The sequence below is a fragment of the Phenylobacterium sp. genome (assembly GCF_004799395.1).
GTDB lineage: Bacteria > Pseudomonadota > Alphaproteobacteria > Caulobacterales > Caulobacteraceae > Phenylobacterium.
On record NZ_SSMZ01000132.1, the window covers coordinates 1 to 9,388 of the forward strand.

Annotated in this window: 9 protein-coding genes and 1 tRNA gene; 4 read left to right on the forward strand and 6 right to left on the reverse strand. The window is 70.5% G+C overall.

Annotation, left to right across the window (positions count from 1 at the left end; genetic code table 11):
- Window positions 1-9: 9 nt before the first annotated feature.
- Together E8A12_RS08980 and E8A12_RS08985 are read right to left on the reverse strand one after the other, a co-directional pair.
- Window positions 10-86 (reverse strand) — tRNA-Arg (locus E8A12_RS08980).
- Window positions 87-173: 87 nt separating this feature from the next.
- Window positions 174-1,472: a hypothetical protein gene (locus E8A12_RS08985; RefSeq protein ID WP_293367799.1), complete on the reverse strand. Its 1,299-nt coding sequence runs from the start codon at window positions 1,470-1,472 to the stop codon at window positions 174-176.
- 301 nt (window positions 1,473-1,773) lie between these two features.
- On the opposite strand from E8A12_RS08985, the gene E8A12_RS08990 reads away from it, so the two are divergent.
- Both E8A12_RS08990 and E8A12_RS08995 read left to right on the forward strand, forming a co-directional pair.
- Window positions 1,774-3,480: a gamma-glutamyltransferase family protein gene (locus tag E8A12_RS08990; protein WP_293367801.1), complete on the forward strand. Its 1,707-nt coding sequence runs from the start codon at window positions 1,774-1,776 to the stop codon at window positions 3,478-3,480.
- A 45-nt stretch (window positions 3,481-3,525) separates the two neighbouring features.
- Window positions 3,526-3,831, forward strand: coding sequence for an MmcQ/YjbR family DNA-binding protein (locus tag E8A12_RS08995; protein ID WP_293367803.1), 306 nt, complete (start codon window positions 3,526-3,528; stop codon window positions 3,829-3,831).
- Here E8A12_RS08995 and E8A12_RS09000 read toward each other — a convergent pair.
- The 4 genes from E8A12_RS09000 to E8A12_RS09015 form a co-directional block, all read right to left on the reverse strand.
- Entirely contained in the window at window positions 3,813-5,321 is a 1,509-nt protein-coding gene (locus E8A12_RS09000) for a HAMP domain-containing sensor histidine kinase (protein ID WP_293367805.1), read from the reverse strand. The two genes, E8A12_RS08995 and E8A12_RS09000, sit on opposite strands and share 19 nt — an antisense overlap.
- Window positions 5,322-5,398: 77 nt before the next feature.
- Window positions 5,399-6,439 carry a quinone-dependent dihydroorotate dehydrogenase gene (locus E8A12_RS09005; RefSeq protein ID WP_293367815.1) on the reverse strand — a complete coding sequence of 347 codons (1,041 nt, stop codon included), beginning with the start codon at window positions 6,437-6,439 and terminating at the stop codon, window positions 5,399-5,401.
- A gap of 11 nt (window positions 6,440-6,450) precedes the next feature.
- Window positions 6,451-6,792: a DUF952 domain-containing protein gene (locus tag E8A12_RS09010; RefSeq protein ID WP_293367807.1), complete on the reverse strand. Its 342-nt coding sequence runs from the start codon at window positions 6,790-6,792 to the stop codon at window positions 6,451-6,453.
- Entirely contained in the window at window positions 6,789-7,298 is a 510-nt protein-coding gene (locus E8A12_RS09015; protein WP_293367809.1) for a histidine phosphatase family protein, read from the reverse strand. Before E8A12_RS09015 ends, E8A12_RS09010 begins: the two co-directional genes overlap by 4 nt.
- Window positions 7,299-7,410: 112 nt before the next feature.
- On the opposite strand from E8A12_RS09015, the gene E8A12_RS09020 reads away from it, so the two are divergent.
- On the forward strand, window positions 7,411-8,565 hold the full coding sequence (locus E8A12_RS09020) for a homoserine O-acetyltransferase (RefSeq protein ID WP_293367811.1): 1,155 nt from the start codon (window positions 7,411-7,413) through the stop codon (window positions 8,563-8,565).
- Between the two features lie 13 nt (window positions 8,566-8,578).
- Entirely contained in the window at window positions 8,579-9,286 is a 708-nt protein-coding gene (metW, locus tag E8A12_RS09025; protein WP_293367813.1) for a methionine biosynthesis protein MetW, read from the forward strand.
- The last annotated feature ends 102 nt before the right edge of the window (window positions 9,287-9,388 follow it).

Sequence of the window (9,388 nt, forward strand, 5' to 3'; positions counted from 1 at the left end):
TGGAGAAATTGGCGCGCCCGGAACGATTCGAACGTCCGACCCTCAGATTCGTAGTCTGATGCTCTATCCAGCTGAGCTACGGGCGCGCACCGCCTGACGGCGAGGGCGCGGAACCTAGTCGCGGAACCGGCAAAGCGCAAGCCGGGTCGGTGTCAGAATCTTGCCTCGCCAGCTCAGTGCGGGATCAGGCCACCCAGGCCGTTGAGGATCGCGCGGCGGCGGGCGGCGGCGGGATCGGGCGGCGGCTGGTCCTGGCCCGGTTGGGCGCCGACCGGCGTCGCGCCCGCAGCGGCGCGTCCGCCGCCCATGCCAGGCATGGTCATGCCAAGCAGGCCACCGGTGGCGGAGCGGTATCGGACCTTGACCTCCCACTGGCGGTTCCAGGCGATCTTCGGGTCGGCGGGCCGCGGCGGATAGACGAAGTTCGCCTCTCGCCCGTAGGCGACCATCTGCAGGAAGCCCTGCGGAGCGGCGTCGACCACCTCCTTGGGCACCTGGCAGCTGGTGGTCTGCGGGCCCATCAAGGTGCGGTTTTCGACGCCGCGGGCGAGGTCGCCGGGGGCGATGTAGTCGGGGAGTCCGAAGGCCGCGGCCTCGACGTCCGAGGAGCTCCACAGCACCACCGTGGCGTCGCCGCCGCCCCTGCCGCCGCCGGCCCCGACCACCGTCGCCGCATAGGCCTCGGCGCCCGACACCGGCGCCCAGCCGAGCTGGGCCGGGCCGCCGGGGGTCTTGGTGTTGGTCGTCAGAACCAATGGGCCCAGGAAATCCTGGTTCGGGTCGAGGCTGAACTTGATCTCCGGGCTGTAGTCGCCGTGGACCGTGTGCTGGCCCACCAGCGAGCCCGTACCCGGCACAGTGGTGCGCGACTTTGCGTTCGGCCAGTCGCCATAGGCGGCGTAGCGGCCGGGTGAAGGCGGCTGCATGCGCCGGATGTCGAGGCCCTTGGACAGCAGCGACATTCCGGGCGGAATCTTGCCCGCGCTCATTTCGGCGAAATCGAGGACCACGGGCTGGCCCGGCTTTGCGTGCTCGCCGCAGCCCCAGAAGATCAGCATCCGGCCCTTGGGCTTCTGGTACTCCTGCGGGATCTGCGGTTTCTCCGGGGGCTCTTCGCGCGGCGTAGGCGTCGGCGGCGCTTCGGGACTGACCAGCGGCAGGCTGGGGCCCGCGCCCAGACCCGTCGGGGGCAGGTGCTCGGCGCTGGGGTCGCCGGCGGGGTGTTCCGAGGAGCCGAGTTGCAGGACCAGGCTGTGCTGGGCCCCACCGCCGCCGTTCATCATCCCCATGATCTGGCTCATGGACGGCCGTCCGCCGCCGCCTGCGCCGGGCATGCCGAAGCCGCTCTGGGTCGAGGCGCTCATCCAGTAGACCGCTACCGGCCCAGTTACCTTCTGCGCGGGCTGCGCCGTCGCCGCGCTCGCGACGACCGCCGCGCCCGTCAGCAACGCCATCCGATGACCGATCCGCATGCCCGCCTCCCAATCCCAGCCCAGATAACAAGGCTATCAGGGGCTCTGCCCAGGTAAAGCCTGCCTATTTAGGCAGGCGAATCGTCCCAGTCGATAACGTCGATATTCATTCCGGCCATCGCCTCGAACACCATCACTGGCGCATCTTCAGCCGTGGAACCTCGGTGATCAGGTTGCGGGCGCCGGGGCGCGCGTGCGAAGGCTCCAGGGACTGCAGCCTCGCTTGGCTCGAGGTTTGTTGTCCACGCTCGGCCGCCCGCTATGGTGCGGCTTCACCCGCCGTTCCGGAGCTCTCCCACACGTGACCTACGCCAAGCGTTTCCTGTCCCTCGGCCTCGCCACCCTGATCGCCGCGTCCGTCACTGCCGCGCAGGCTCCCGCCGCGCCGGAAAAGGGACCCACCGCCATGGTGGCCGCCGCCGAGCCGGACGCGGTTGACGCGGGCCTCAAGGTGCTGAAGGCCGGCGGCTCGGCGGTGGACGCCGCGATCGCGGTGCAGGCGGTGCTGGGCCTGGAGGAGCCGCAGAGCTCCGGCCTCGGCGGCGGGTCCTTCATGACCTATTACGACGCCAAGACCCATCAGGTGACCGCCTACAACGGCCGCGAGACCGCACCGGCCGGGGCGACGGCGGAACTGTTCTACGGCCCGGACGGCAAGCCCATGCCCAAGGGCCAGGCGATCGTTGGCGGCCGCTCGGCGGGCGTGCCGGGCGCCATCGCCATGCTGCACCTGGCCCAGAGCCAGCACGGCAAGCTCGCCTGGAAGGACCTGTTCGGCGACGCCGAGCACCTGGCCGCAGACGGCTTCCACGTGCCCGCCCGCATGGCCGCCGCGGCGGCCTCCAACGCGCCCCAAGCCAGGCAGCCGGACGCCGTCGCCTATTTCACCAAGCCCGACGGGACCAAGGTCCAGCCCGGCGAGATCATGAAGAACCCGGCCTATGCAGCGACCCTGAAGAAGCTTGCTGCAGAAGGTCCCAAGGCCATCCTCGAAGGCCCGATCGCCGCTGAGATCGTCGCCAAGCTGCACGAGGGCCCTTACCCGAGCGCCATGACGCTCAAGGATCTGGCGAGCTACAAGCCCAAGGCCACGCCCGCCGTCTGCCGGCCCTATCGCGAGTACACGGTCTGCGTGCCGCCGGCGCCGTCCGGCGGCCCGGCGGTGCTGGAAGGCCTGGGCATCCTGCAGCGCACCGACATCGACAAACACCCCAACGACATCCAGGGCTGGTACCTGTTCAGTCAGGCGAGCCGGCTGATGTACGCCGACCGCGACCGCTATTACGGCGACCCGGACTTCGTCTCCGTGCCGATGGAGGGCCTGCTGGCGGCAGACTACCTCGACGCCCGCGCCAAGCTGATCAACCTGGACAAGGCCGGCCCGGCGCCCGGTCCCGGCAATCCCAAGGGCGCCGGCCCGCGCGCACCCGACCGCACCAAGGAGCCTGGCGGCACGACCCACCTGGTGATCGTCGACAAGGACGGCAACGCGGTCTCCATGACCACGACGGTCGAAAGCATCTTCGGCGACGGCAAGATGGTCGGCGGCTTCTTCCTCAACAACCAGCTGACCGACTTTTCCTTCACGGCGAAGGATCAGGATGGCGCCCCGGCCGCCAACGCCCCGGCGGGCGGCAAACGGCCGCGCTCGTCCATGGCTCCGGCTATCGTGCTCGACAAGCAGGGCCGGTTCGTCGCCGGCGCCGGCTCGCCCGGCGGCCCTTCGATCATCGCCTTCAACCTGAAGGTCCTGGTCGGGCTTCTGGACTGGAAGCTTCCGCCGCAGGAGGCCGTCGCCCTTCCGAACCTGATCGCCTTCGACACGGTCTACGCCTCGGAGCCCGCAAAATTCCCGCCCGGCGTGGTGGCGGGACTAGGCGCCAAGGGCGTTGCGCTGCGCGGCGGCCCGTTTGGCGAAGGGTCTGGGGAACAGGCCATCCAGATGACGGCCAGCGGCCTGCGCGGCGGCGCCGATCCCCGCCGCGAGGGCGTGGCCCGAGGCTACTAGCAGAGAGAGCTACCGACCCTGGCGACCCTCGAGGACATACGCGCCGTGGCCCTGGCCCTGCCGGGCGCCAGCGAGGTCGAGTACCGGGGCGAGCCCTGGTTCCAGGTCGGGTCCAGGGGCTTCGCGTGTCAGTCGCGCGGCCAGATCATCATGAAGCTGTCGTCCGCGCACCAGGAGCTGCTGTTCGAAGCCCGCCCGGACGTTTTCCGACCAATGATCGCCGGCGCCCTGCGCTGGAGCTTTGTGGAGATCGAGCAGCTCGACGCTGACGAACTGGCCGATCTGGTCCGCGAGGCCTGGACCCAGATCGTGTCGAAGAAGGTCAGCCGCGCCTATTTCGATGCCGCGTGAGCCGCCGGCCGCCGCTTCGGCGGCGCCGGCGCCGGCGCGCCGGGCAGGCGCAGTTCGAAGGTCGAGCCCCCCGCGCCGGTCTCGATCAGGGTCAGGTCCCCGCCATGGGCCTGGGCGAGCTCGCGGGCGATGGCCAGGCCCAGGCCCGCGCCGTCCGGCCGACCTGACCCGGCGAAGGGCTGGAACAGCCGCTCGCGCGCCCGCTCCGGCAGGCCCGGCCCGTTGTCGGCGACGCGGATGAAGCTGGCGTCGCGGGTGCGGGTCAGGGTCACCGCGATCCGACCTGGCTTGGTGCGGCCTTCCTGATGCTCAATGGCCTGCTGGGCGTTGCGCAGCAGATTGGCCAGGATGCGATGCAGTTGGTCCGGGTCGGCGACCACCCGCTCGGCTGCGGCGATCTTGCAGGAGAGCGCCACGTGGTGCTCGGCCAGTCGCGCCTCCTCGGCGGCGGTCTGGACGGCGGCGGTCAGCAGGACGGGCCGGGGCTCCGGCGCGGCTTCCTGGGTCTTGCCGTAGGCCAGCACGCCGGAGGCCAGCTTAACCGCCCGATCCAGCGCCCGCTCCAGGCGCGGCAGCGCCTGGCTGACCTTTGGGTCCTTAAGCGCCGCCAGCCGCTCCGAGGCGATCTGGGCGCTGGTCAGCATATTCTTCAGGTCGTGATTGATCTTGGCCACCGCCTCGCCCAGCGCCGCAAGCCGGGCGCGGGAGTTGAGCGCGACGCGCAGGTCGGCCTGCATCAGGTCCAGCTCGACCTCGGCGCGGCCGACCTCGTCCCGGCGACCGGAGAGCTGGATGCGCGCCTCGGCGTCCTCCGGGTCGGCGCGGAAGCGCTCCATGGCGTAGGTGAGCCGCTGGATGGGCCGCACCAGGAAGAGGTTGAGGGTCAGGTAGACCAGCAGACCTGCGATGGCGGACACGAAGGCGATGACCAGGACCACCCGCCACAGGTAGCCCATCAGCGCCTTCTTCAGCTCCGCGTCGGGGGCCACGAACTCCACGAAGTCGGTGCGCGCGTTGAGGTCGTTGCGGAAGCGCGGCGCGGCGATCACCCGAAGGCGGGCGTCCGGGGCGCTGAACAGGGTGCGGAAGGGCGCCAGCAGGTCCAGGCCCACATTGCCGCGCAGGTCGACCAGATAAGGCGAAATGGCGGTCCTGGGCCCGGCGAACACCAGCGAGCGGATCTTGTCGTTGGAGATGGCCACGATCTCGACGCCGGCGCCTTTGAGCAACTCGCTCTTCAGGGAATCGGAGACCTTGCGATCCGGGGCGACCTCCGGCGCCAGCGACGCCAGCTCGGCGGCCCGCACCCGGTCCAGCAGCCACTGCTGTTCGAATTGCGCCAGCGCCGGCGGCAGCGACAGGAGGCCGCCGAACGCCACAAACAGGATGGTGAGCGTCAGCAGGCGCGCCGAAAGGCCGCCCGGCCAGAAGAAGCGGGGCCTCTCAGGCCTGGTCTCTTCCTGTGGTGGCGTGGGGGCGGCGTCCGCCATGATCCTTCCGAGTTAATCCAGCGCGGCCAGTTCGGCAACGAAGCCGTGGGCTCCTGCAAGCCTTGGGCCTTCCTGGCTTAGTTTGCGCGCACCGCAGCGCCGACCGAAGCAAAGCCGTCTGCGCGCAGGCGCAGGGCCAGATCGCGCTTGATCCGAGCCACCAGGCCGGGACCTTCGAACACCAGGGCCGAATAGAGCTGCACGGCGCTCGCCCCGGCCCGGATCTTCGCATAGGCGTCCGCCCCTGAGGCGATTCCGCCGACGCCGACCAGGGCCAATCGCCCGGCGTTGGCGCTCGCGAAGACGCCCAGCACCTGGGTCGACAGGTCCGCGAGCGGTGCGCCGGAGAGCCCGCCGGCCTCGCCCGCGAACCGAGACTTGAGCGCCGGGCGCGAGACGGTGGTGTTGGAGACCATGATCCCGCTTAGGCCCTGAGCGACGCAGGCCTCGACGATGGTCTCGACCTCGCCATCCTCCAGGTCCGGCGCGACCTTCAGGAATACGGGCGCCTTGCCGGCCGCCGGCAGGCCCTTCGCCGCCTCGGCGAGCCGTCCCAGGAGCTCCTCCAGCGCCGCCCTGGTCTGCAGCGCCCGCAGGCCCGGGGTGTTGGGCGAGGAGATGTTGATCGTGAAATAGCTGGCCAGGCCCCAGAGGCGCGTGAGCCCGATCACGTAGTCGCCGATCCGGTCCTGGGAGTCCTTGTTGGCCCCGATATTGGCGCCGATCACCCCCTGCCCGCGCCGCGCCAGGCGGCCGGCAAAGGCCTCGAGGCCCCGGTTGTTGAAGCCCATGCGATTGATCACCGCCCGGTCATCGCTGAGGCGGAAGAGCCGGGGACGCGGGTTGCCGGCCTGTGGCAGCGGCGTCACCGTCCCGCACTCCACGAAGCCGAAGCCGGCGCGCAGCATGGGTTCGAAGACCTCGGCGTCCTTGTCGAATCCCGGCGCCAGGCCCACCGGATTGAGCAGGGTCAGGCCCGCCAGCGAGGTGGCCAGGATCGGGTCGTCGCGGCCGCCGACGGGCCCCAGGCCGAGCTTCAGCCCGCGGATCGCCCAGCCGTGGGCGTCCTCGGGATCGAGGCCACGGAGCGCCCAGGTCGCAGCGCCATGCAGGCTCACGCTCCCTATGCTCATAAAAGGGCGCCGAGGACCGGGACGCCATCTGCGTCCAGAGGCGCCTCGGTGACATAGCGGACCAGCTCGGCGGCGAGCGGGCCGTAGAGGTGCGGAAAGGGGTCGCCGCCGCGCGAGGGCTCCCAGCGGAGCGCCGCGCCCAGATCGTCGGCCTCCACCTCCAGCACCACCAGTTCGGCCTGGCCGGCGAAGTGCCTGCGCGCCGTCTCCTGCGCCTGGGCCGCCGTCGAGAAGTGGACGAAGCCATCGCTCAGGTCGAGCGGCGAGCCGTCATAGCGCCCGGCCTCATGCGCCGCGATCCAGTCGGCGCGGGGCAGGATCTTGTAGATGCGGCTCAAGCGCCCCGTCCCGGATCGCGGTCGGGGAAGAAGAGCCCGTCAAAGGCGGGCCGGCCACTGTCATCGAACAGGAAGACCGCCGCCGCCGCGGTCGGGAACTGGCGCGCGGCGCGGGCGATCAGCGAGGCCGGGGCAGAGCCTTCCATCAGGAGCTGGACTGCCAGCTCCTGCAGGCCCGGGTTGTGACCCACGATCATCACTGTGCCGGCCCCGGCGCCCGCGCGCTCGGCCTCGCGCCGCACGCAGCCGGAGTCAGCGTGATAGAGATCTTCGTCAAAACGGGCATGGGCCTTGGGGAAGTTGGGCTCTGCCGCCGCCCAGGTTTCCCGCGTGCGCGCCGCGGCGGAGACCAGCACCACATCCGGCGCGAAGCCCATGTCGGCGAGCTGGGCGCCCATGCCGGCCGACTCCGCGACCCCGCGCGGGGCGAGGCGGCGGTCGAAGTCCTCGCCGCTGGCGGACTCCGCTTCGGCCTTGCCGTGCCGGAAAAGGATCAGCCGGTCCATCGACGCTCCACCTTGCGTCACCCTCATAGCCGCGCCCGCGCGCCCTGCGAAGCCGCCGCGGGGCGTCGACGTGGTCATTGACACTGAAAGGGCTTGGCGGTCCAAGGCGCCCATGGACGCAGGTGCGGAGCCCGATGCGGAGATCGAGAGCGGCGGCGGGACCTGGCGGTTCCCGGCGGGCAAGCCGCTGCGTCTGGACTCCGGCGCGACGCTTCCGAACCTGGAAGTGGCCTACAAGACCTATGGCCGGCTGAACGAGACCAGGACCAACGCGATCCTGGTCTGCCACGCGCTCACCGGCGACCAGCACGCCGCTTCGGTGAATCCAGCGACCGGTCGCCCCGGCTGGTGGGACAATGTGATCGGGGCCGGCCTGCCGCTCGATCCCGGCCGCTACTTCATCATCGCCACCAACGTCGTCGGCGGCTGCATGGGCTCGACCGGGCCCGCCTCGACCAACCCCAAGACCGGGCATCCCTACGCCCTGTCGTTCCCTGTGATCACCATCGCCGACATGGTGCGCGCCCAGGCCATGCTGATCGAGGCCCTGGGTATCGAGACCCTGTTGGCCGTGGTTGGCGGCTCCATGGGCGGCATGCAGGTGCTGCAGTGGGCGGCGGACTATCCGGAGAAGCTGTTCAGCGCGGTCTGCATCGCCGCGGCGCCGCGTCACTCGGCCCAGAACATCGCCTTCCACGAGGTCGGACGCCAGGCGATCATGGCCGATCCTGACTGGCGCGGCGGGGCCTACGAGGCCGCCGGGGTGCGTCCGGAGAAGGGCCTTGCCGTCGCGCGCATGGCCGCGCACATCACTTACCTGTCCGAGCCGGCGCTCCAGCGGAAGTTCGGCCGCGAACTGCAGCGCGACGGCCTCTCCTGGGGTTTCGACGCCGACTTCCAGGTGGAGAGCTACCTGCGTCACCAAGGGGCCAGCTTCGTCGACCGCTTCGACGCCAACTCCTATCTCTACATCACCCGCGCTCTCGACTATTTCGACCTGGCCGCCCAGCGGGGCGGGACCCTGGCCGAGGCCTTCGCCACGGCGCGCGGCGTGCGCTTCTGCGTGCTTTCGTTCTCCTCCGACTGGCTCTATCCGACCGCCGAAAGCCGCGACATCGTCCGAGCCCTGAACGCGGCGGGTTGCCGGGCCTCTTTCGCCGAGATCGAGACCGACAAGGGCCACGACGCCTTCTTCCTCGACGAGCCGCAACTCGACCGGACGCTCCGCGGCTTCTTCGCCTCCACCGCCCAGGCCCGAGGGCTTTAGGGATGAGGCTCTAGTGCCCGCCTTTCGCGAGGACTTCGCCGAGATCCTGCGGCTGGTGCGCCCCGGCGCGCGGGTGCTGGACGTGGGCTGCGAGGATGGCGAACTCCTTGACCTCCTGACCCGGGAGAAGCGTGTAGACGGCCAGGGCCTGGAGATAAGCCCGGCCGGGGTCTCCGCCTGCCTCGCCAAGGGCCTGGCCGTGGTGCAGGGCGACGGCGACCGCGACCTCGACCATTTCCCGACCCGGGCCTTCGACTACGCGATCCTGTCGAAGACCCTGCAGCAGATGCGCGATCCACGCCATGTGCTCTCAGAGCTCCTGCGCATCGCCGACCAGGCCATCGTCTCGGTGCCGAACTTCGGCCATTGGCGGATGCGGGTCTCGCTGATGATGCGCGGCCGGATGCCGGAGACCCGCGCCCTGCCCGACCCCTGGTGGTCGACGCCGAACATCCACCTCTGCACGCTGCGCGACTTCACCGACCTGTGCCGCGAGCTGGACCTGCGGGTCGACGCCTGCGCGGCGCTTTCCGGCGGTAAGCCGGCGCGCTCCATCCGCCCAGACGGCCTGCTGGAGAACTGGCGCTCGGAAACCGCCCTTTTCCTGCTCAGCCGCCGCGCCGAGGACCGCCCCGAGGCGACGCCGCAGAACCTCTTCGGCGAAGTGGTGCTGCCCAAATCCGAAGGCGCCAAGCCCAAACCCCGCCGACGGAAGACCTAGGCCCGCTCCGCGCCGGCCTTCATCGCCTTGAGGGTCTCGCGCATCAGCACGGCATAGGCGCGGTCCAGGAACGCCACCTTCAGCAGCCACCGGCCGAGCGGC

Coding starts and splice junctions, on each gene's coding strand:
- E8A12_RS08985 (WP_293367799.1), bottom strand. CDS start 1,472: ATGCGGATCGGTCATCGGATGGCGTTGCTGACGGGCGCGGCGGTCGTC.
- E8A12_RS09015 (WP_293367809.1), bottom strand. CDS start 7,298: ATGGACCGGCTGATCCTTTTCCGGCACGGCAAGGCCGAAGCGGAGTCC.
- E8A12_RS09000 (WP_293367805.1), bottom strand. CDS start 5,321: ATGGCGGACGCCGCCCCCACGCCACCACAGGAAGAGACCAGGCCTGAG.
- E8A12_RS09020 (WP_293367811.1), top strand. CDS start 7,411: ATGGACGCAGGTGCGGAGCCCGATGCGGAGATCGAGAGCGGCGGCGGG.